Origin of the sequence: Burkholderia sp. AcTa6-5 (assembly GCF_017815075.1) — a bacterium.
Lineage (GTDB): Bacteria > Pseudomonadota > Gammaproteobacteria > Burkholderiales > Burkholderiaceae > Burkholderia > Burkholderia sola.
Map to the genome: position 1 here is coordinate 36,974 of NZ_JAGIQE010000037.1, position 20,268 is coordinate 57,241.

Genomic DNA, 20,268 nt, shown 5'->3' on the forward strand with positions numbered 1-20,268 from the left:
GATGTACTTGTTTTATTTTTCGGCGAATCACTCCGAAGCATGGCACAGCATGTCGACCAACTTGTCTCGGTACAGGTTCTTCTCTGCCGGACTGCGCTGTACGCATACGTGCAGGTTACGCTGAGACCAAGGCTCGATCAGCGGGATGACCGCGATCTTTCCCTCATCCGATGATTCGATCGCCGTTCGCGGAACGATACCTATTCCAGCTCCCGACGATACGAGGCGAGCGATAGCCCGATAACCGGATACCTGCACGCGAATGTCGAGTCGTCCATCCAGCGCGGCGGCATGGTTCACCAGAAACGTGTGCAGCGCCGCCCCTGATTGCAGACTAATGAACGGCTGACCCAGGCACGCCTCGAAGCTGACTTCGCTCTGCGTGGCGAGCGCGTGCGTCACAGGCGCGAGCAAGACCAACTGGTCCTTCTTGTACGGTACGAATCGCAGCGCCGAATGCCCGGAATCCAAGGCCACGACACCGACATCCGCTCGACCGGCCACCACCGCGGCGACGATGTCGTGACTCAGTCGTTCTTCCAGTGTGATGCGCACGCTCGGGAACGCCGCGAAGAAACGAGCGAGGTCGTCCGGCAGATGGGAGCTGATCGCGTTGTTGTTGGCGAATACGGTGACGTGCCCGGTCATTCCCTCGGTGAAAGGCAAAAGATCCGAGCGCATTTGGTCGAGTTGAGCGAGACAACGCCGTGCGTGCTCCACGAGAACCTGGCCCGCCGCCGTCAGCGCGACGCCTCTCGGATGCCGACTCAGCAACGTCACCCCTACCGAGTCTTCAAGATTCTTCACGCGAAGGCTCGCAGACGATGGCGCAAGGTGGCAGCGTTCGGCGCCGCGCGAGACGTTGCCTTCTTCGGCGACGGCGACGAACACCTTCAGGTCAGTCAAGTCATAGCTCATCGTGTTCGAATTTGGCGAAGATGACGCCCGCTTTATAGCACAGCAGCACTCGCCAGCTTGCGGTACGCAAATTGCTGCATTGCACGATTTCGTTAATTCCGAACGATCCTTTCGTGAAATCTCGCTGTAATCGACCGCCGCGTTTTCCGATACTGGTCGCCATCAACCTAACTCGGGAAGGCAGTGATGGTCGCATCAGTGGGTGAAGCATCCTCGGCGAAGCCACTCGCCGGCGTCGTCGTCGTCTCCATCGAACAAGCGCTGGCGGCGCCTTTGTGCACAGGACGCCTAGCGGAAATGGGGGCGCGGGTCATCAAGATCGAACGCGCGGAAGGCGATTTTGCGCGTGGCTACGACGCGGCCGCGAACGGTCAATCGTCGTATTTTGTCTGGACAAATCGCGGCAAGGAATCGGTCGTGCTGGACTTCAAGGACGCCGATGACGCCGCCCTCCTGCATCGGCTTATCGCGGAGGCCGATGTCTTCATTCAAAACCTGGCGCCCGGCGCATTGGATAGAGCCGGATTCGGCAGCGAACGACTGCGTGAAATGCACACGCGTCTGATCACCTGCGATATCAGCGGCTACGGCACGAACAACGCTGCGAGCCATCTCAAGGCGTACGACCTTCTCGTGCAGTGCGAAAGCGGTCTGGCGGGTATCACCGGCGCACCGGATGCATGTGGGCGCGTTGGCGTTTCCATCTGCGACATTGGCGCGGGGATGAACGCGACCATTGCGGTGCTGTCGGCTCTCGCGCTTCGCTCGAGCACCGGCAAGGGATCGGGTGTCTCGGTTTCCTTGTTCGACGGTGCGGCGGACTGGATGACGATCCCCTACGTACACCACGTTTACGGAAATGGAGCACCTGCACGCCAGGGGCTGAAGCATCCTTCCATTGCGCCGTATGGCGCGTTCAAGACCAAGGACGGTGACGAAATCGTCATCAGCATTCAAAACGAGCGCGAGTGGCGTCAGTTCTGCTCGGCGTTCCTCCAGCAACCGGACGTGGCGGAAGACGCGCGCTTCTCGTCCAACACGAATCGCGTGCAAAACCGCGCAGCCCTCGAACGGGTGATTGCCGACGCATTCGCGAAGGTCGACTCCAGCGAAGCACTTCAACGCCTGTCAATCTCGAACACCGCGTATGGTCAGGTTCGCTCGGTTGCCCAGATGGCTGAACACCCCGCGTTGCGGACGTGGCCGATGACAGTCGACGGCGAAGCATTGCGAATGATTGCGCCGGCGGTTCGCGCGCCGTGGGACAGCCAACACTTTGATGCAGCACCTAAGTTGGGAGAACACACCGAGCGGATTCGCGCCGAGTTCGCCACGAAACAAGTGGGAGAATTCGCATGAGCGTCGTCGACATTGCCCACCTCCGCGAATGGATCGGCAAGAGCCAGTCCGACCGTGACGTCCTGTCGTCGCGTCACGCGCGACTGATGGCCGCGACCCTCGGAATGCCTCAGTCCGACTTCGTCGACGGCGCACGATTGCCCCCGCTTTGGCATTGGCTCTATTTCCTGAGTGGCGACGCACCTTCGGCGCTCGGTCGAGACGGGCACCCCGCAAGAGGCGGCTTCCTGCCTCCCGTCCCGTTGCCGAACCGCATGTGGGCCGGGGGCAAGCTCGAATTTCATGGCGACCTGCCGCTTGGCGCGGAAGTTGAAAAGCGTTCGAGCATCGCATCGGTCGAGCACAAACAAGGACGAAGCGGCGAACTCGTCTTCGTGACCGTCCTGCATGAAGTCGTGCGCGAAGGGAAGGTGCTTGTCACCGAGCACCACGACATTGTCTACAAGGAAGCGTCGAAGGGCGGCGCCACGCCTGCGCAAACGGACATGCCCCAACCGCAGCGGACGCGTCGAGTGAAACCCGATTCGACGATGCTGTTCCGCTACTCCGCGCTGACGTTCAATGGCCACCGCATTCACTACGACGCGGACTACTGCCGAGCGGTCGAGGGCTATCCGAATCTCGTGATTCACGGGCCCCTCAATGCAACGCTCCTTGCAAGCTTCGCGGAGGAAGTGAGCGGACGTCGCCTGAAGCACTTTCGTTATCGCGGCATTCAGCCGTCGGTGCTGGGCAACGAATTGGAGTTCAACGCCGCGCCAGACGGCGACCCACTCGTCGTTTGGGTGAGCCTGCCCGGCGGTGCAGTGTCCATGCGAGCCGAAGCCTCGTTCTGAACGCACACAAATTTGCCTCGACAAAATTTTTCAAGATTGGAGACATGGATGCACCCGAACGCCCCTCTCGGTCAGGCCGATGCCTCGACCCTGTCGAAAGACTCAAAGCGCATCGAGCGCCGCGCCGCAATCGCAAGTGTCATTGGCACCACGATCGAATGGTACGACTTCTTCATCTACGGCACCGCAGCCGCGCTCGTTTTCCCGAAGCTTTTCTTTGCACACGGCAGCTCGGAAGGCCTCATGGAGTCGTTCGCCACGATTTTCGTGGGCTTTCTGTCGCGCCCGTTGGGCGGAGCCATTTTCGGTTACATGGGTGACCGTGTCGGCCGCAAATCGACGCTCGTCGCCACGCTGACCTTGATGGGCGTTGCGACGTTGTTCGTGGGGTTACTGCCCACCTCGCAACAGATTGGACCCGCTGCCGGCTGGCTTCTGATCGGACTTCGGTTCCTCCAGGGAATCGGCGTGGGCGGCGAGTGGGGTGGCGCTGTCCTCCTGTCAATGGAAAGTCATCAAGGCAAGCGTCGCGGCTTCATGGCGTCGTTGCCGAATGTTGGCGTTCCTCTCGGCCTCGTTATCTCGGTGCTCGTGTGGAGCGTCTGCAGCCGCTGGAGCGGCGACTCGCTGATGGAATTTGGCTGGCGCGTTCCCTTCTATGCAAGCGGCGTGCTTTTGGTGTTCGGCCTGCTGATTCGTATGGGCGTGCCGGAGACCCGGGATTTCGTCGAGGCCAACAAGTCGATCGATCGCACCAGGAGTCCGATTCGGGAAGCCATCAGAACCGAGTGGAAGGCGATATTGCTTTCGGCGCTCGTCCGTCCCGGCGAACAGGCTGCGTTCTACATGCTCACGTCGTTTGCCATGCTGTACGGTTCGAAGAACCTTGGCCTCGGCAAGGCGTTCATCCTGAACGCGGTGTTGATTGCTGCTGTCGTCGCGTGTTTCGCGTTGCCGTACTTTGGGCATCTGGCGGACCGTATCGGCCGTCGGAAGACCTACATGTCGGCAGCCATCTGCATGATGTTGTTCGCTTTCCCGTACTTCGCCTTGCTCAATACGAAGATTCCGCTCGCCGTCATTGCAGGCACGGTCGTCATCATGGTCATTCACGCGGCGCTCTACGGGTCGCAGGCCGCTTTCATTGCCGAGTCGTTTCCTCCCGGCATTCGCTACAGCGGTGCGTCGCTTGGATACCAAGGCGCGTCGATTATTGCCGGCGGCCCCGCACCGATGATTTCGCTCTGGCTGTTTCAGATGTTCCATTCCGCCTACGCCGTTGCCGCTTTTCTCGCGGCCATGTCTGTCGTCAGCGCGTGCGCGGCGTTCTTCCTTGGCAGGCAAAAGACTGTCGAACAGAAGTCGGTATCAGAGCGTCTCGCAGAGGTCGCTCGCTAAGCTCATCACGATGCTCGCGTCGGAAGACCGATGCCTCTTGCGGCTTGCAAGACGCAAGCTCAGCCCCTGGACAAATCGTATGTATCCGAGATCCTATTTGTTCGTTCCCGGCAATCGACCGGAACGATTCGACAAAGCGTGCGCTGCGGGCGCAGACGCGGTAATCATTGACCTCGAAGACGCGGTGCCACCCACCGCAAAAGCGCAGGCTCGTGATGCCGTCATGTCGTGGCTCAGGAATGGTGGACGAGCGTATGTGAGAGCGAACGCGGTGGATACCGAGTGGTACAAGGACGATATAGCGGCTCTTCGGACGTGTCGGAGCCTCCAGGGCATCGTCGTCCCCAAGGCTGAGCGAGCCGACCTGCTGTCGAACCTTGCGAACGAGATCTCCGATGAAGCGGCACTGCTGCCGCTCATCGAGACCGCGGTTGCATTTGATGACCTCCGCTCGCTTGCGAAGGTGCCGAAAGTCGAGCGCCTTCTGTTCGGAACCTTGGACTTTCAGGTCGACACCGGTATTCAAGGTGATGGCGATGAGCTCGTGTACTTCCGCTCGCAACTGACCATAGCGTCACGGATTGCCGGCATCGCGGCGCCCGTGGACGGAGTCACTGCAGCAATCGATGATGCTCAGAGGATCCGTCGGGATACGGTTCGAGCTCGCAATCTCGGTTTCAGGGGCAAGCTGTGCATCCACCCCAAACAAATCGAGCATGTACACGCGGCTCTCCGCCCTTGCCTGGAAGAGATCGAGTGGGCGCACCGCGTCCTTTCTGCCGTTCAGGAAAGCGACGGCTCGGCCATTAGCGTCGATGGAAAAATGGTGGACGCCCCTGTCATTGCCAAAGCGAATGACATCGTAAGCAGTTCGGTCGCCGAATCGGCGACCGAGCCGCGTCATCCGGCGTCGTCCGATGGCGCGGCGGGCGCTTCGCCTTGACCGCCGCGCTCCGTCGTCGACCCATGGCTCAGGCGGGAAGCGATGTCGGCCCCGAGCGCATGGAGAATCGATCGGCCTTTCTTCGTCAGATACGCGCGTCGGCGGCCGGGGGCGCCATGTTCGAGCATGACGAGTTGCCGTTCGAGCAACGCATCGAGTTCGGCGCGATTCATGTCGAGCTGATCCGGCGCCTGGCACACCAGCATCAGCGTCGCGAATTCATGCGGGCTCAGCATGGCCGCCCCCCGTCGCGTACGGCGCCGCCCATAGCGGGCGCGATCCAGAAAAACGAAACAGGGTGCACCACGCGTCCGCGCGCGGCGATCCGACGGCGCGGCGGCTTCGGTCGGCCGATCGCGGCGGGTTGGGGCGCGCCGCGCAACGCGAACGGCTTGCGCACAGCACGTACGCGAGCGCCGGTCGGCGCGAAGCGACGCGTGCCGTTGCGCGCCGCCCGCAGGCCGACCGGCAGGCCCGTGACGACGCGGTCGGCGCGTCGCGGTCGGCGGCCAACCTCCGGCAGCCGATCGAAGATAAAGAAAGGATCGTTCATGATTCGCTCCGGGTTGAACCTCGCACGGAGGACAAACCGGACCACGCGCTCCAGTTCGTCGATCCACGAGAGGCCTCGTTGACAAACCAATCGAAACACGCAGCGCATAAGCCGCGGCTGCTTGAGCGCTACCCAAAATAGGATGGGAAGCGCGGATTTCAAGCGCCGCTTCGCGACGATTCGCATGGCTCGTCGCGAGACAACCGCCGATCATCAAACAGTCCATTCCGCGTTGAAACATTTTGTTACAAACGTCCTTTTTTCACCCTCTTGAAGCACGCTTCCCGCGCCACTATTTCGCTTTTCGCCAATCGATGGCACGCGGGCGCAGCGCAGCCCTTGCGCATGCACGCGCCAGCGGATTCCCTTTTCCAGGTGATCTCATCGCTCAGGAGATGAAAATGCAGATTCGTCCCCTCTACGACCGGGTTATCGTCAAGCGAATCGAACAGCAGCGGACGACGGCCTCCGGCATCGTGATTCCCGATTCGGCCGCCGAACGGCCCGAGCAGGGTGAAGTGATGGCGGTCGGCAGCGGCCGGCTGCTCCAGGACGGCTCGCAGCGCCCGCTGCAGCTCCAGGTCGGCGACCAGGTTCTCTTCGGCAAATATGCAGGCCAGACCGTGAAGGTGAACGGCGAGGAACTGCTCGTGATGCGCGAAGAGGACGTCATGGGCGTACTCGAACCCGAATCGCCGGCGGCCAGGAAAGCGGCCTGAATGCCGATTCGACCGCGCCGCACGGGTGATTGCCCGATGCGCGCGGCATCCCGTTCAACGACTGTATCCGGAGCAAGAAAATGACTGCAAAAGACGTGAAATTCCGCGATGGCGCGCGCCAGCAGATCGTCAAGGGCGTGAACGTGCTGGCCGACGCGGTGAAGGTGACGCTCGGCCCGAAAGGCCGCAACGTCGTGATTGAACGCGGCTTCGGCGCGCCCGTGATCACGAAGGACGGCGTGTCGGTCGCGAAAGAAATCGAGTTGAAGGACCGCTTCGAGAACATGGGCGCGCAGATCGTCAAGGAGGTCGCATCCAAGACCGCCGACGTGGCCGGCGACGGGACGACCACCGCCACCGTGCTCGCGCAGGCGATCGTGCAGGAGGGCATGAAGCACGTCGCGGCCGGCATGAATCCGATGGATCTGAAGCGCGGCATCGACAAGGCCGTCGGCGCGGTGCTCGACGAGCTGCGCAAGCTGTCCCGGCCGATTTCGACCCACAAGGAAATCGCGCAGGTCGGCGCGATTTCCGCGAACTCGGACGAGGCGATCGGCAAGATCATTGCCGACGCGATGGAGAAAGTGGGCAAGGACGGCGTGATCACCGTCGAGGACGGCAAGTCGCTGGAGAACGAACTCGACGTGGTCGAAGGCATGCAGTTCGATCGCGGCTACGTGAGCCCGTATTTCATCAACGATCCGGCGAAGCAGGCGGCCTATCTCGACGATGCGCTGATTCTGCTGCACGACAAGAAGATCTCCAGTGTCCGCGACCTGCTGCCGATCCTCGAAGCGGCGTCCAAGGCCGGCAAGCCGTTGCTGATCGTCGCCGAGGATGTCGAAGGCGAAGCGCTCGCGACACTCGTGGTGAACTCGATGCGCGGCATCCTGAAGGTCGTCGCCGTCAAGGCGCCGGGCTTCGGCGACCGACGCAAGGCCATGCTCGAGGATCTCGCGATCCTGACCGGCGCGACGGTCATCTCGGAGGAAACCGGCAAGCAGCTCGACAAGGCCACGCTCGAGGATCTTGGCAGCGCGAAGCGCGTCGAGGTGCGCAAGGACGATACGATCATCATCGACGGCGCGGGCGATGCGGCGCGCATCGACGCGCGCGTGAAGTCGATTCGCGTGCAGATCGACGAAGCGACGAGCGACTACGATCGCGAGAAGCTGCAGGAGCGTGTCGCGAAGCTCGCGGGCGGCGTGGCGGTGATCAAGGTCGGCGCGGTCACCGAGGTCGAAATGAAGGAGAAGAAGGATCGCGTCGACGATGCGCTGCATGCGACGCGCGCCGCGGTCGAGGAAGGCATCGTGCCGGGCGGCGGCGTCGCGCTGCTGCGTGCGCGCGCGGCGCTGTCGGACATGCGGGGCGCGAATGCAGACCAGGACGCCGGCATCCGGATCGTACTGCGCGCGCTGGAGGCGCCGCTGCGCGTCATCGCGGCCAATGCGGGCGACGAACCGTCGGTCGTGGTGTCGAAAGTGCTCGAAGGCACCGGGACCTTCGGCTACAACGCGGCGACCGGCGAGTACGGCGATCTGGTGGACGCGGGCGTGGTCGACCCGACCAAGGTCACGCGTACCGCGCTGCAGAACGCCGCGTCGATCGCGAGCCTGGTGCTGACGACCGATGCGACCGTCGCGCAAGCGCCGAAAGAGGACAGCGCCGAGCCGGCTCCCGCGCCCGAACTCGGCTACTGACCGGCGTCGCAGGCTTGCCTGCGATCGTCGAACGGCCGCTGGCCGGAGCGGCCTTTCCCGGCGCGCGCGACAGCGGGGGCGCGCCGCGCCGCCTTTTCATGTTTGCGAAACCGACCATGAAGCTCGAACTCTCGATCGATTCCAGGCCGCTGCACGTCGAACTCGACGACGTCATCGCCGGCCTGCTCGCGGCGCGGCTCGGCCTGCCTCCGGACGGCGACCATCGCGTCGCGATCGGCCGCTACCTCGGCGATGCGGCGGGGCCGTGGACGCTGGATGACGACCATATGCGCAAGCGCGTGATGCGCCGCCTGATTCTCGACATCGCCGATCCGACGCTGGTCATCCAGTACCTGATGGCCGACCAGACCGACCAGGCCGGGCCCGGCGAAGCAGGCGCCTGACGCACGCCGAACACGCGATGGAGCGTGCGAGAGCGCGTGCGCGTCGCGCAGCCAGTCCATCGAACGTTCGTCGCAGGCAGCGTCAGGCTGTTGTCATTTCATCATCAGTAGAACGAAGAGGCGCTCGCGGTGATGTCCGAGCGCCCGTCTTCGCGCTTCCGGTCAGGTGCCACCGTCCGGCTTGCCGGGCGCGCGGCTCTGCGGGACCGGCTGGCCTGCACCCAGTTCGGCGCCCGTCACCGGGTCGCTGTTCGGATCGGACGCGAGCCGCTGCGCCATCGCCTCGATGGCGTCCACCTGCTGCGGCTCGAGCATCCCTTCGGCAATACCGGTGCCGCCGTCGACGGCCGGCTCGGCGTCGCGGATTTCGAGACTCTCTCCATGATTCCAGGGGCCGACCAGCGGCGCCGCGTCCGGCTGCATCCGGAAGTACACGCTGTCGTACGGCGCCTTCGGCGGCAGCTTGCCCGGCGGGAAATGCGCGGTGATCGCATACAGCGCCTTCTCGAACGACTTCAGGTGCGAGACCTCGCGCGTCATCAGGAAGCCGAGCGCGTCCCGAATGCCCGGATCGTCGGTCACGTTGATGAGCCGTTCGTAAATGATCTTCGCCCGCGCTTCGGCTGCGATGTTCGAACGCAGGTCGGCGGTCGGTTCGCCGATCGTGTCGATGTACGCGGCCGACCACGGCACGCCGCCGGAATTCGTCAGTGGCGCGCCCGCGCCGTACAGCACCTGCGTCACGTGGCTGTCGTTGCCCGCCCCGTGCAGCTTGCGGTACAGCTCGGCCTGTTCGTCGACTGCTTCGGCGAGTTCGCCTTTGGCGCCGCGGTTGAGCATCGCGGCCATCGAGCCGATCACTTCGAGGTGGCTCAGCTCCTCGGTGGCGATGTCGAGCAGCATGTCCTTGCGGCCGGGATCCTCCTCGGTGATCGCCTGAGTGAAATAGCGCATCGCGGCGGCGAGTTCGCCCTGCGGGCCGCCGAACTGCTCGAGCAGCAGATTGGCGAGGCCGGGGTTCGGCGCGCCCACGCGCACCGTGTACTGAAGCCGTGTGTTGTGGATGAACATGGCATCTCCATGGAAAGGGTTGCGCGACATTCGCGGTGGCGACCCAGCACGAATCGATCCCGTGGCCACCGCCACAGCCGGGTACGCGCGGTGCTGGCTGGTGCGGGCTGTGTAGCGGCAGCGGTTTCCCGTCGACGCCGGCAGCGTTCGTTGAGTGGCGCGCGTATCGCGACGGCAGGCGACAACGGCCGGCGAGGCACGGACGCGCGCCGGATGGAGACGGCGCGACCGGGTCGCGAGGCGTCGCTTCTCGCGAACGGCGCGGACCGCTGTCGATGCACGGATGCGGCACGCGGGAAGGGTGGAGTCGACGGCAATACGAGCGCGCATCGCATGACCTGAAGCCCTCGTTGCCGGATTTTCAAGCAGTTGTCATTTCGGCGGCATGGGCCGTACCACGCCGGGCAAGGGTGCGGCGCGGCGCGTCGGCACGCACGTGATGGCGGTTTTGAAAAGGAGTGCAGATGGCGACGCTCGACAGGAACGCGGCGACGGAGCGCACCGCGATGGACATGCGCGAGGTGTTTGCCGGCCGACGGCGCGGGCCGCGGGCGGCGCTGCCGTTCGCGGGGCCGGCGATCGTCGCGTCGGTCGCCTATATGGACCCCGGCAATTTCGCGACGAACATCCGGGCCGGCGCGCAGTTCGGTTACACGCTGCTCTGGGTGGTGCTGATGGCGAACGGCATCGCGATGTTGTTCCAGTCGCTGTCCGCGAAGCTCGGCATCGTCACCGGCCGGAATCTCGCGGAGCTGTGCCGCATGCATTTCCCGCGGCCGCCGGTGTTCGCCATGTGGGTCGCGAGCGAACTCGCCGCGATGGCGACCGAGCTCGCCGAATTTCTCGGCGGTGCGATCGCGCTGTCGTTACTGTTCGACCTGCCGACCTTCGCCGGGATGTTCGTGATGGCGCTCGCCACCTACGGCATCCTGCTGGCCGACCGGAACGGGTTCCGGCCGATGGAAATCGCCGTGGGCGTATTCGTCGGCGTGACCGGTCTTTGCTATCTCGCCGAGATGTTCATCGCGCCGGTCGCGTGGGCCGACGTCGCGTGGCATGCCGTCGTGCCGGAATGGCCGCGCGGCGATGCGTTGATGGTGTCGGTCGGCATTGTCGGCGCGACGATCATGCCGCATGCGCTGTATCTGCACGCCGGGCTCACGCAGCGACGCGCGGCGGGGCTCGACCACGCGCAGCGCCGGATGATGGTGCGCTTCTCGGATCGGGAAGTGATCGTCGCGCTGTCCGTTGCGGGTGCGATCAACATGGCCATGATCGTGATGGCGAGCGCGGCGTTTCATGCCGACCATCGCGATGTCGTGGAAATCGAAGCGGCGTACCGGATGCTCACCCCGTTGCTCGGCCCGGTCGCCGCGACCTGCTTTCTCGTGTCGCTGATGAGCGCCGGCATCTCGAGTTCCGTCGTCGGCACGATGGCCGGGCAGATGATCATGCAGGGCTTCGTCGGGTTCCGGATTCCGGTCTGGCTGCGCAGGCTCGTCACGATGGCGCCCGCGTTCGTCGTCGTCGGGATGGGCGTCGATTCGATGCAGGCGCTCGTGATCAGCCAGGTCGTGCTGTCCGTCGTCCTGCCGGTGCCGATGCTGGCGCTGATTTACTTCTGCGGACGACGTGACGTCATGGGCGCCTTCGCGAGCGGACGTATCGCGCGCTGCGCCGCGCTTGGCGCGACTGCCGTCGTCGTCGGGCTGAATGCCGTGTTGCTGGCGGGGCCGATCGGCGCGATGGCGTTGCGGTTGGGCGGCGACTGAACGGCCCGAGCGTCAGCGTCCGGACGATCGCGGCAGCCCGTGTTCAGCGCGCTTTCAGCATTTCGTCGGCGAGCCGATAGGCGCTGACCGCGCGCTTCGATTCGTAGTCGGCGATCGTCGACACGTTGCGCCCGGCGTCGCGCGACAGCAAGCCCTGCAGCGCGGCGGCGGCGAAGAAATCGCGCAGGTCCGGCGTCGCGGATTTCGGCTCCGGCGGAGCGGCTTCGACGATCGGCCCCGCTTTCCAGAAAACGGGCGACGGCGTGGCTGCCTTGGAGACGGCGGCGGTTTGCTTGCTCACATCCTGGGAAAACGGCGTCATTTCTTCCCCTTCGATTCAGTATCTGTTGGCGAAGCAGCGTAACGTCCCCGACTGCGTGGGCGAGCATCGTTTCGTTTTGTTTTTGAGCGGTACTAACCACTTGATCGACGCGAATATTCGCCGGTAATACGGCATCCGTCAAAGGAAATAAATTGAATCCGACGGGCCGGCGCCCGAGCACGATTCGTTCCCGGTGGCGATCGGCGGGGGAGGCATCGCGTTGCGCCAACCGACGGAAATGGTATGTCGGCACGAATGACGTTCCGGTGACACACCCGTGTGCGGGCGTGGTGCTCCGCCGCACGAGGGTTGCAAGCCTCGCGTCAGGCGCCCGGTCGCGCTTTCCGGTGCCGTGCAATGCGCATGGAAGCCTAGGGGGAAGTATCACCAGCGGGATCGTGGGACGACCGGACGAGGGCGATGCGACCCGGCACCGATCGGCGCTCGGCACACGATGTTCCGCACACCATCAGGAGAATTCAATGGCACGGCAAGCGCCTACGCACAAGGAGCTGCCTCCATCGCCCGCGACGTTGAAGAGCGATCTGTCGTTTCCGGTAGTGGGCATCGGTGCGTCGGCAGGCGGCACGATGGCCTTGCAGACCTTTTTCGAGAGCGCGCCGACGGGCATGGACATGGCGTTCGTCGTCGTCGTCCATCTCGCGCCGGAACAGGTCAGTCATATGGACGCCGTCCTGCAGCGCACGACGGGCATGCCGGTGCATCAGGTGACGTCCACGGTACCGATCGAGAAAAACCATATCTACGTGATCGCACCGGGCATGCAGCTCGAGATGTCGGACGGTTGCCTTCGTTGCCGCAGCCGTGACCCGTCCGACGAGGTTCCGTTCACGATCGACCACTTCTTTCGGACGCTGGCGGACGCGCACGACTGGCGCGCGGTCGGCATCGTGATGTCCGGCACCGGCTCCGACGGCGCCGCGGGCTTGAGCCGCATCAAGGAGGCGGGCGGCATCACGCTCGCGCAAACGCCGGACGACGCCGAGCACGCGGAGATGCCGCAGCACGCGATTGCGATGGCGCGCGTCGATATCGTGCTGCCGGCGGCCGAGATGCCGCAACGGTTGCTCGAACTCTGGTCGAATGCGCGCCGCATCGAACAGCAAAGCCTCGAATTCGCGCAATCGCTGCACAACGTCGATCGGCCGACGGTCAACGATCCCGAACGGGCGCTCTCCGACATTCTGATGCACCTGAGGGTACGCACCGGCCACGATTTCAGGCTGTACAAGCGGGCGACCGTGCTGCGACGTATCGAGCGGCGCATGCAGGTCAACGGCCAGCGCGATCTCCTCGCGTATCGGGATTTCCTGCGGGCCACGCCGGAAGAAGCGAACGCGCTGCTGGCGGACATGCTGATCGGCGTGACCCAGTTCTTCCGCGACCGCGAAGCCTTCGATTTCCTCGAACGGGAAGTGATCGGCTCGTTGTTCGCGTCGGAGTCCGGCGAGGAGCAGGTACGCGTGTGGGTGGCCGGATGCGCGACGGGCGAAGAGGCGTACTCGATCTCGCTGCTGCTGGCGCGGGCGCGTGAGGCCGCGATGTCGAGCCAGGCCATCCAGGTCTTCGCGACCGATATCGACGAAGCGGCGATCGTCCGCGCGCGGACCGGTTCCTAGCCGCTGTCGATCGCGAGCGACGTGCCCGCCCCGCTGCTGCAGCGGTATTTCACGCGAGAAGGCGCGCACTACGTGATCGCGAAGGCGGTACGCGAACGTATCCTGTTCGCGGCGCACAGCCTGCTGCGCGATCCGCCGTTCTCGCATCTCGACCTGATCTCGTGCCGCAACGTGCTGATCTATCTCGAGCGGGCGGTGCAGCGGCAAATCCTGGAGCTGTTCCATTTCGCGTTGCGCCCCAACGGCTATCTGTTCCTCGGCACCGCGGAGTCCGCCGACGCGGCGGACGATCTGTTTGTCGTCGTGGACAAGAAACGCCGGATCTACCGCGCACGCGTCGTCACGCATCGCGCGAAGCCGGCCACGGGCTTTCCGCCGCTGTTCCAGGTCGAATCCGGCGCATCCGACGAAGGAATCGAACGTCGTTCATCTGTCGGATAACGCGGGCCGGTTCCTGCGGCACGTCGGCGGCGAGCTGTCGAGCAACATCATGACGCTGGTGTTGCCGGATCTGCGGCTCGATCTGCGCACCGCGATTTTCCGTGCGCTGCAAACGGGCACGAGCGTCGAGGCGCGCCGGGTGAAATGGGCACACGATGCCCGCGTGTCGTAGATCAACATGACGGTCAGGCCGTTTCACGACAAGGTCGCGAATGCGGAATTCCTGCTCATCGTGTTCGACGAGGTGGCCGGCCGCATGACCGAGGAGGACTAGGTCGAGACGAGCGGGCAGGATCCGGTTCTGGCCCAGCTCGAACAGGAGCTGCAGCACAGCCGCGAGCAACTCGCGACGATCATCGAGCAGTACGAAACATCCGTCGAGGAATTGAAGGCGTCGAACGAGGAGCTGCAGGCGATCAACGAAGAGTTGCGCTCCACGAGCGAGGAGCTGGAAAGCAGCAAGGAGGAACTGCAATCGGTCAACGAGGAGTTGACGACGGCCAACGCCGAAATGCAGGCAAGGATCGAAGACACCGCGAAAGCGAACGACGACCTCCACAACATCATCGCGTCGAGCGAGATCGCGACCGTGTTCGTCGACAAGGAAATCCGTGTCAAGCGGTTTACGCCCAACGCCACCGCGATTTTCAATCTGATCGATACGGACCTGGGTAGGTCGCTATTTCATATTACCCACGCACTGCGGTATCCGACGCTGGCAGACGACGTCCGGCAGTCGTTTCAGTCGCTGCGGCTGATCGAGCGCGAGATCGAGAGCGAGGCCGGCCGGTGGTATCTGATGCGCCTGCTGCCCTACCGGACGGCGGACGACCACATCGACGGCGCGGTGATCACGCTGATCGACATCACCGACCGGCATCACGCGGAAGAGGCGGCGCGGGCAGGCGAGCAGCGCCTGCGTCTGGTCGCGCAATCGACCAAGGACTACGCGATCATCATCCAGGACGGCAACGGGTCCATCGTGAGCTGGAACGCCGGAGCGGAACGCATCTTCGGCTATACGGAAGAAGAGATGATCGGCCAGGACGTGGATCTGATCTACGAGCCGAGCGACCGACAGGCGCTCGTGCCGACGCGCGAGCGCGACATCGCGACCCGCGAAGGGCGCGCGGACGACGAGCGCTGGCACCGGACCAAGGACGGACGGCGGATTTTCTGTAGCGGCGTCGTCACGCCGATTTCCGATACGTCGTTCAACGGCTTCGCGAAGATCGTGCGCGACATGACGCTGCGCAAGCAGAGCGACGACGCGAACCGCGAAGCGCTGGCGCGGGAACAGGCGGCACGCGAGCAGGCGCTCAGTTCGAGCCAGCTGAAGGACGAGTTCATTGCGGTGGTGTCCCACGAGCTGCGGCATCCGCTCAACCTGATCGGCGTCAAGTCGGAAATGCTGCCGCGCCTGCCGGAGACGCGCGACATTCCCGCCGTGCGCGACGCCGCGGATTCGATTCGGCAGGCCGTGCGCGCACAGGCGCAGATCATCGACGACCTGCTCGATCTGTCGCGCATCCAGACCGGCAAGCTCGCGCTCGAGCTGGGCCGGGTCGATCTGACGGCGATGTTGCGCAGCATCACGGATACCTGCGAGCTCGACGTGCACGCGCGCGGCCTGATCCTGCAAACGGAGCTGCCGACGGAGCCGGCCATCGCGCTTGCCGATCCGGTGCGATGCGAGCAGATCTTCTGGAACCTGATGTCCAACGCGCTCAAGTACACGCAGCCGCACGGCGAGATCGTCGTGCGGCTCGCGCATGAGGGCAAGATGCTGCGTGTCGACGTGATCGACGACGGGCAGGGGATCGACGAAGATACGCTGCCGCATGTCTTCGACATGTTCCGGCAGGCGCCGCGCGACCGGACCCGCGGCGGTCTCGGTATCGGGCTGGCGCTCGTTCGGCAACTCGTCGAAATGCACGGCGGCCGGATCGCCGCGACGTCCGACGGCCCGGGGTCCGGCACCACGATGACGGTATGGCTGCCGGCCGCACCGATCGAGCGCGCCGTGTCTGCGGGCAGCGGCGTGCCGGAGGGGAATATCGCCGGCCTGCGCGTGCTGCTGGTCGAGGACGATCAGGAGACGGCGATGTCGCTCACCGCGCTGCTGGAACTGGCGGGGGCGGTAGTCCAGACCGCGAAAAACGGAGCCGCGGCGCTGGCGATGCTGCAGGAGGCATCCGTCGATGCGATCGTGTCCGACATCGGGCTTCCCGACATGGACGGCTACGCGTTGCTTCGCCGGATCAAGGCCGATCCGCGCTGGGCCACGCTCCGGACCGTTGCGCTGACCGGCCGCAATCGCCAGGACGATGTCCGGGCCGCGGCGGAAGCCGGCTTCGACAGCCATCTGTCAAAACCGCTCGATTTCGGGATGTTGCTCGCGGCACTCGGCGACGCGCGTCGGGACACCCGATGACCGCCGACGGCCCGCGCGTGCGTCGCGGGTCGTTCGGGCGCGGCTTGCCACGGCGGCGTTTCCGGCAATCGCCATTCGACCCGCATTGCGGCGTGGGCGGCCGCCCGTCGCGGAATCCCGGTTCAGGCACCCGATTTGCGGCTATCTCCGCAAAGGGGGGGGCTATGGATCGTCGAGATATCGTCGTAATCGCATCGTCCCGAGGCGGTCTCCCGGTCCTCCGGACGCTGGTGGCCGGCGTCGCCGCGGATTTTCCGGTGCCGATTTGCATCGTGCAGCACATTGGTCGACATCGGACGATGTTGCCGGAGCTGCTGTCGCGATGGGGTACGCTGGATGCGAGCGTGGCGCTACAAGGGGAACCGCCGCAAGCGGGCAGAATTTACGTGGCGCCGCCCGACCGGCACATGATCGTGCGCGACGGAAATCTATGACTGCTCGATACCGCGGCCGAGAACTTCGCCCGACCGGCCGCCGATCCGCTGTTCCGGTCTGCCGCCCGCGAATATGGCGCCGGTGCGATCGGCGTCGTCCTCAGCGGCGATCTCGATGACGGCGCGGCCGGCCTGGCGGCGATTCGCGCACGGGGCGGCTACGGTATCGTTCAGGACCCCGACGAATGCGAAGCGCCGTCGATGCCGCGCAGCGCGCTGGCCGCGACGGGAGCCGATGCGGTCGCAAAGGCCGGGGAACTGCCGGGGACCATTCATGCAGCGGTCTACGGCGCACGTGTGAAGGAGCAGCGGAAAATGGCAGACTTGCGCGACCTGGACCATGAGAGCCGGATTGCAGAGGACGGCCTCGTCGACCCGGGACTGCTTGACGAGATCGGGACGCGTTCCGCCCTCACGTGCCCCAGTTGCAACGGCGTGCTCTGGCGCATGCGCGACGATCGTCCGTTGCGATATCGATGCCATACCGGGCATGCGTTCTCCGTGCTTTCGCTCGACGACGCCGAAGCCCGGAAAGCAGAGGATGCGATATGGGGGGCCATCCGCGCGGTTCACGAGCGCATGATCTTTGCGCGCGAGCGCCAGGAATGGGCGCGCCGCACGGGCAACGCCGAGGACGTCGCGATCGAACAGGCTCGCATCGACGAAAACCAGCGGCTCGCGGACGTACTGCGCAATGCGGTCGGCACGGCGATAAACAGGGGCGAACTGAAGTGAGCGCAGCGACCCGCGCCAACCGCGCCGCAGGCTTTATCCCGGTACGAACACGCCCAGCGCCGCGATCGCCATCGCGAGCGTCGCGATCCATCCGCCCCACGCAAGCGTGCCGCTGACGGCGAACTCCCCCATGACGCGTCTGCTTCGCGCCATCAGCATCATCACGACCATGATCGGCACGGCGCTTACCCCGTTGATGACGGCGCTCCAGTAAAGCGCGCGGATCGGGTCGAAATGCGTGAACGTGAACGCGATTCCGCCGACGATCGCCAACACGATCACCGCATAGAATTCGGGCGCGAGGCCCAGTTGCAACGCGAGACTGTTGCGCCAGCGGAACGTGCCGGCCGCCGCATACGCGGCCGATCCCGCGAGCACCGGCAGCGCCAGCAGGCCGGTGCCGACGATGCCGAGCGCGAACAGCACGTACGCGAAGTGACCGGCAACCGGCTCGAGCGCCCGCGCGGCGTCCGCGGAAGTCTTGACGTCGATGTGATGCGCGTTCAGCGTGGCCGCCGCCGTCAGCACGATGAAGAACGCAATCATGTTCGAGACGCCCATGCCGAACCACGTATCGAAGCTGATCCGACGCAACTGCGCGGGCGCCTGACGCGGCATGCGTCGCAGCGGCCGCTGGTTCGGCGCGGCGCGCAATTCCTCGACTTCCTGAGACGCCTGCCAGAAAAACAGATACGGGCTGATGGTCGTGCCGAGCACCGCGACGACCGTGGTCAGATAAGCGGCGGTCAGTTGCGCATGGGGCTGCACGATCGCGCGGCCGACCTCGGCCCAGCTGACGGGCACGATGAGGGCGACCGCGACATACGCCAGCAGCGTCAGCGCGGTCCATTTGAGCAATCGCGCGTAGCGGTCGTACGGAACGAACACCTGCAGCACGACCGACACGCCGCCGAGGCACACGATGTAGAGCTGTTGCGGGCCGGGCAGCAACAAATTGACGGCCGCGCCCATGGCCGACAGGTCGGCGGCGATGTTGATCACGTTGGCCGTGATCAGCAGCACGACCGTCCCGTACAGCAGCCATCGCGGATAGTGCGTGCGCATGTTGGACGCGAGACCCTTGCCCGTCACGCGGCCGATTCTCGCGCTGACCAGCTGGATGGCCGTCATCAGCGGGTACGTCAACAGCAGCGCCCACAGCAATTCGAAGCCGAACTGCGCACCCGCCTGCGAATACGTGCCGATGCCGGAAGGGTCGTCGTCGGCGGCGCCGGTGACGAGGCCGGGACCGAGACGCCGGACCCACGTGGCCGCATTCGGGGCGGGCTCCGTCGGCTCCGGCTGGAGAAAATCGTTGTCGTTCATGATCGCGGCCTCCCGGGAGTCCAGCAGGCGCAATCGCCGTGCCTGGTCGGGCGCGTCGCGCACTGGCGGCCCGGGCGGGCGTTACGGCCCGTTCGACTTCGCGATGTCGCCTGCGTCGACCTTGCCCGGCGCCTTCCCACCGACGGTTTGCCTGCAATACGACGGCGCGCGACCTGCGTTACGTCGGGCTAGCCGCACCGTCGGCGGCCGGAACCGTCGCGTGCATCGCCTGTTCGAGCAGGGCGTGCGCGGCTTGCCACGCGCGCGCGGCAGCAGCGGAATCGTTGAACGCCCGTGCCTCGACCGTGGCGCCATCCAGCAGCATCATGAAGACCGTTGCCAGCCGGTTGGCGGCTTCGGGCGGCACGAGCGCCTCGATCAGTTCTGCGATCCATTCGACCATTTTGCGGCGATAGCGGATCGCGACATCCGAGATCGGCGCATAAGCGGTGCCGAATTCGGCCAGCGCGCGCTCGAACAGGCAGCCGGCAAATTCAGGCGTCCTGAACCACGCCGCGTACCAGTCGAAGATGGTCTTGACGCGCTCGACCGGATCGGCGACGTGCTGCAATTGCGCGGCGATGCTGCCGACGATCAGGTCGTAGCGCTGGAGCAGCACTTCGCGGATCAGCTCGTCCTTGCTCGCAAAATGCCGGTACAGCGTCATGCGGGCGACACCGGAATCGTCGATGATCCAGTCGACGCCCACCGGATGGAATCCGTGCCTGGAGAACAGTTCGGTCGCTTTGTCTACCACTAGCTGGCGTTTGTTGGCTCGCACGAACGGCTTCCTCCTCGATGTTTCAGCAGCATAGACCGATTATTCTAGCATCATGCCGCTCGACGAAATCGGCCTCCCGGCGCGGTCGGATTGCATTGCCGCCCGGCGATCTTCGCGTGCGGCGCCGGTCATCAAGTCATCTTGACTATTGGATAGACCGATATGTATCATTTGAATCCAGAAAGCATCGATCGGTATTGCGGGGATTCAGGAGGCGGAACACGAGGCTGCGTCCCGCTTGCTGTTTTCCGCCGCATCGGTCGCTGCAACGATGTTTCAAGCTGAAAAGAGAACCTGAGAGAGCCTCGGTGTGCGAGCCCGCGGAACGTCTTCGCTGCGCGTCGCACCGCCGGGGGCATGCTCGCGGGCGAGCGCGCGAAGCAATACGGCGCCAATGAAACGTGAGGAAAGTACCCATGTATCGCCGTTTACTCGCACCGGGGCTGCTGTTGCTGCTGGCTGCGTGCGCGCAGGATCCG

Annotated in this window: 16 protein-coding genes and 2 pseudogenes; 10 read left to right on the forward strand and 8 right to left on the reverse strand. The window is 64.6% G+C overall.

Translation table 11 applies throughout. The annotated features are described in order from the left end of the window. Positions 1-27: 27 nt before the first annotated feature. Positions 28-906, reverse strand: a complete 879-nt coding sequence (locus J8I33_RS31765; RefSeq protein WP_245172608.1) for a LysR family transcriptional regulator — start codon at positions 904-906, stop codon at positions 28-30. A 1-nt stretch (position 907) separates the two neighbouring features. After that, positions 908-1,081, reverse strand: coding sequence for a hypothetical protein (locus J8I33_RS31770; protein WP_160300523.1), 174 nt, complete (start codon positions 1,079-1,081; stop codon positions 908-910). A gap of 23 nt (positions 1,082-1,104) precedes the next feature. On the opposite strand from J8I33_RS31770, the gene J8I33_RS31775 reads away from it, so the two are divergent. From J8I33_RS31775 to J8I33_RS31790, 4 genes are all read left to right on the forward strand, one after another. Then, on the forward strand, positions 1,105-2,277 hold the full coding sequence (locus J8I33_RS31775; protein WP_209939771.1) for a CaiB/BaiF CoA-transferase family protein: 1,173 nt from the start codon (positions 1,105-1,107) through the stop codon (positions 2,275-2,277). Next, entirely contained in the window at positions 2,274-3,113 is an 840-nt protein-coding gene (locus tag J8I33_RS31780) for a MaoC family dehydratase N-terminal domain-containing protein (protein WP_050016099.1), read from the forward strand. Before J8I33_RS31775 ends, J8I33_RS31780 begins: the two co-directional genes overlap by 4 nt. Before the next feature lie 48 nt (positions 3,114-3,161). Further along, on the forward strand, positions 3,162-4,511 hold the full coding sequence (locus J8I33_RS31785; RefSeq protein WP_209939772.1) for an MFS transporter: 1,350 nt from the start codon (positions 3,162-3,164) through the stop codon (positions 4,509-4,511). 79 nt (positions 4,512-4,590) lie between these two features. Further along, positions 4,591-5,454: a CoA ester lyase gene (locus tag J8I33_RS31790; RefSeq protein WP_209939773.1), complete on the forward strand. Its 864-nt coding sequence runs from the start codon at positions 4,591-4,593 to the stop codon at positions 5,452-5,454. Here the strand turns inward: J8I33_RS31790 and J8I33_RS31795 are convergent. Together J8I33_RS31795 and J8I33_RS34670 are read right to left on the reverse strand one after the other, a co-directional pair. Beyond that, positions 5,412-5,690: a hypothetical protein gene (locus J8I33_RS31795; RefSeq protein ID WP_089490227.1), complete on the reverse strand. Its 279-nt coding sequence runs from the start codon at positions 5,688-5,690 to the stop codon at positions 5,412-5,414. The two genes, J8I33_RS31790 and J8I33_RS31795, sit on opposite strands and share 43 nt — an antisense overlap. Beyond that, complete coding sequence (locus tag J8I33_RS34670) at positions 5,684-6,193, reverse strand: hypothetical protein (RefSeq protein ID WP_245172609.1); 510 nt, start codon at positions 6,191-6,193, stop codon at positions 5,684-5,686. The genes J8I33_RS31795 and J8I33_RS34670 overlap by 7 nt, the downstream gene beginning before the upstream one ends. Positions 6,194-6,408: 215 nt before the next feature. Between J8I33_RS34670 and J8I33_RS31805 the strand changes: the two genes are divergently transcribed. From J8I33_RS31805 to J8I33_RS31815, 3 genes are all read left to right on the forward strand, one after another. Further along, positions 6,409-6,726, forward strand: coding sequence for a co-chaperone GroES (locus J8I33_RS31805; RefSeq protein ID WP_050016092.1), 318 nt, complete (start codon positions 6,409-6,411; stop codon positions 6,724-6,726). Between the two features lie 80 nt (positions 6,727-6,806). Next, positions 6,807-8,429, forward strand: a complete 1,623-nt coding sequence (gene groL, locus J8I33_RS31810; protein ID WP_124595165.1) for a chaperonin GroEL — start codon at positions 6,807-6,809, stop codon at positions 8,427-8,429. Between the two features lie 116 nt (positions 8,430-8,545). Then, positions 8,546-8,833, forward strand: a complete 288-nt coding sequence (locus J8I33_RS31815) for a hypothetical protein (protein WP_209939774.1) — start codon at positions 8,546-8,548, stop codon at positions 8,831-8,833. Positions 8,834-8,995: 162 nt separating this feature from the next. Here the strand turns inward: J8I33_RS31815 and J8I33_RS31820 are convergent, their stop codons facing one another. Next, a complete protein-coding gene (locus J8I33_RS31820) occupies positions 8,996-9,904 on the reverse strand; it encodes a manganese catalase family protein (protein WP_209939775.1) in 909 nt (302 codons plus the stop codon). A gap of 464 nt (positions 9,905-10,368) precedes the next feature. On the opposite strand from J8I33_RS31820, the gene J8I33_RS31825 reads away from it, so the two are divergent. Next, on the forward strand, positions 10,369-11,676 hold the full coding sequence (locus J8I33_RS31825; RefSeq protein WP_209939776.1) for an Nramp family divalent metal transporter: 1,308 nt from the start codon (positions 10,369-10,371) through the stop codon (positions 11,674-11,676). A 43-nt stretch (positions 11,677-11,719) separates the two neighbouring features. On the opposite strand, the gene J8I33_RS31830 is transcribed toward J8I33_RS31825, so the two are convergent. Continuing rightward, complete coding sequence (locus J8I33_RS31830; RefSeq protein ID WP_050016086.1) at positions 11,720-11,998, reverse strand: hypothetical protein; 279 nt, start codon at positions 11,996-11,998, stop codon at positions 11,720-11,722. Between the two features lie 482 nt (positions 11,999-12,480). Here J8I33_RS31830 and J8I33_RS31835 point away from each other — a divergent pair. Both J8I33_RS31835 and J8I33_RS31840 read left to right on the forward strand, forming a co-directional pair. Then, positions 12,481-16,513: pseudogene (locus tag J8I33_RS31835) on the forward strand (CheR family methyltransferase). A 164-nt stretch (positions 16,514-16,677) separates the two neighbouring features. Then, positions 16,678-17,682 (forward strand): annotated as a pseudogene (locus J8I33_RS31840) (chemotaxis protein CheB). Between the two features lie 33 nt (positions 17,683-17,715). Here the strand turns inward: J8I33_RS31840 and J8I33_RS31845 are convergent. Together J8I33_RS31845 and J8I33_RS31850 are read right to left on the reverse strand one after the other, a co-directional pair. Then, positions 17,716-19,008, reverse strand: a complete 1,293-nt coding sequence (locus J8I33_RS31845) for a divalent metal cation transporter (protein WP_209939777.1) — start codon at positions 19,006-19,008, stop codon at positions 17,716-17,718. A gap of 178 nt (positions 19,009-19,186) precedes the next feature. Then, complete coding sequence (locus tag J8I33_RS31850; protein ID WP_209928821.1) at positions 19,187-19,789, reverse strand: TetR/AcrR family transcriptional regulator; 603 nt, start codon at positions 19,787-19,789, stop codon at positions 19,187-19,189. Positions 19,790-20,268: the final 479 nt, after the last annotated feature.

Coding starts and splice junctions, on each gene's coding strand:
- groL (WP_124595165.1), top strand. CDS start 6,807: ATGACTGCAAAAGACGTGAAATTCCGCGATGGCGCGCGCCAGCAGATC.
- J8I33_RS31845 (WP_209939777.1), bottom strand. CDS start 19,008: ATGAACGACAACGATTTTCTCCAGCCGGAGCCGACGGAGCCCGCCCCG.
- J8I33_RS31830 (WP_050016086.1), bottom strand. CDS start 11,998: ATGACGCCGTTTTCCCAGGATGTGAGCAAGCAAACCGCCGCCGTCTCC.
- J8I33_RS31795 (WP_089490227.1), bottom strand. CDS start 5,690: ATGCTGAGCCCGCATGAATTCGCGACGCTGATGCTGGTGTGCCAGGCG.
- J8I33_RS34670 (WP_245172609.1), bottom strand. CDS start 6,193: ATGCGAATCGTCGCGAAGCGGCGCTTGAAATCCGCGCTTCCCATCCTA.
- J8I33_RS31825 (WP_209939776.1), top strand. CDS start 10,369: ATGGCGACGCTCGACAGGAACGCGGCGACGGAGCGCACCGCGATGGAC.
- J8I33_RS31805 (WP_050016092.1), top strand. CDS start 6,409: ATGCAGATTCGTCCCCTCTACGACCGGGTTATCGTCAAGCGAATCGAA.
- J8I33_RS31785 (WP_209939772.1), top strand. CDS start 3,162: ATGCACCCGAACGCCCCTCTCGGTCAGGCCGATGCCTCGACCCTGTCG.
- J8I33_RS31815 (WP_209939774.1), top strand. CDS start 8,546: ATGAAGCTCGAACTCTCGATCGATTCCAGGCCGCTGCACGTCGAACTC.
- J8I33_RS31780 (WP_050016099.1), top strand. CDS start 2,274: ATGAGCGTCGTCGACATTGCCCACCTCCGCGAATGGATCGGCAAGAGC.
- J8I33_RS31775 (WP_209939771.1), top strand. CDS start 1,105: ATGGTCGCATCAGTGGGTGAAGCATCCTCGGCGAAGCCACTCGCCGGC.
- J8I33_RS31770 (WP_160300523.1), bottom strand. CDS start 1,081: ATGGCGACCAGTATCGGAAAACGCGGCGGTCGATTACAGCGAGATTTC.
- J8I33_RS31790 (WP_209939773.1), top strand. CDS start 4,591: ATGTATCCGAGATCCTATTTGTTCGTTCCCGGCAATCGACCGGAACGA.
- J8I33_RS31820 (WP_209939775.1), bottom strand. CDS start 9,904: ATGTTCATCCACAACACACGGCTTCAGTACACGGTGCGCGTGGGCGCG.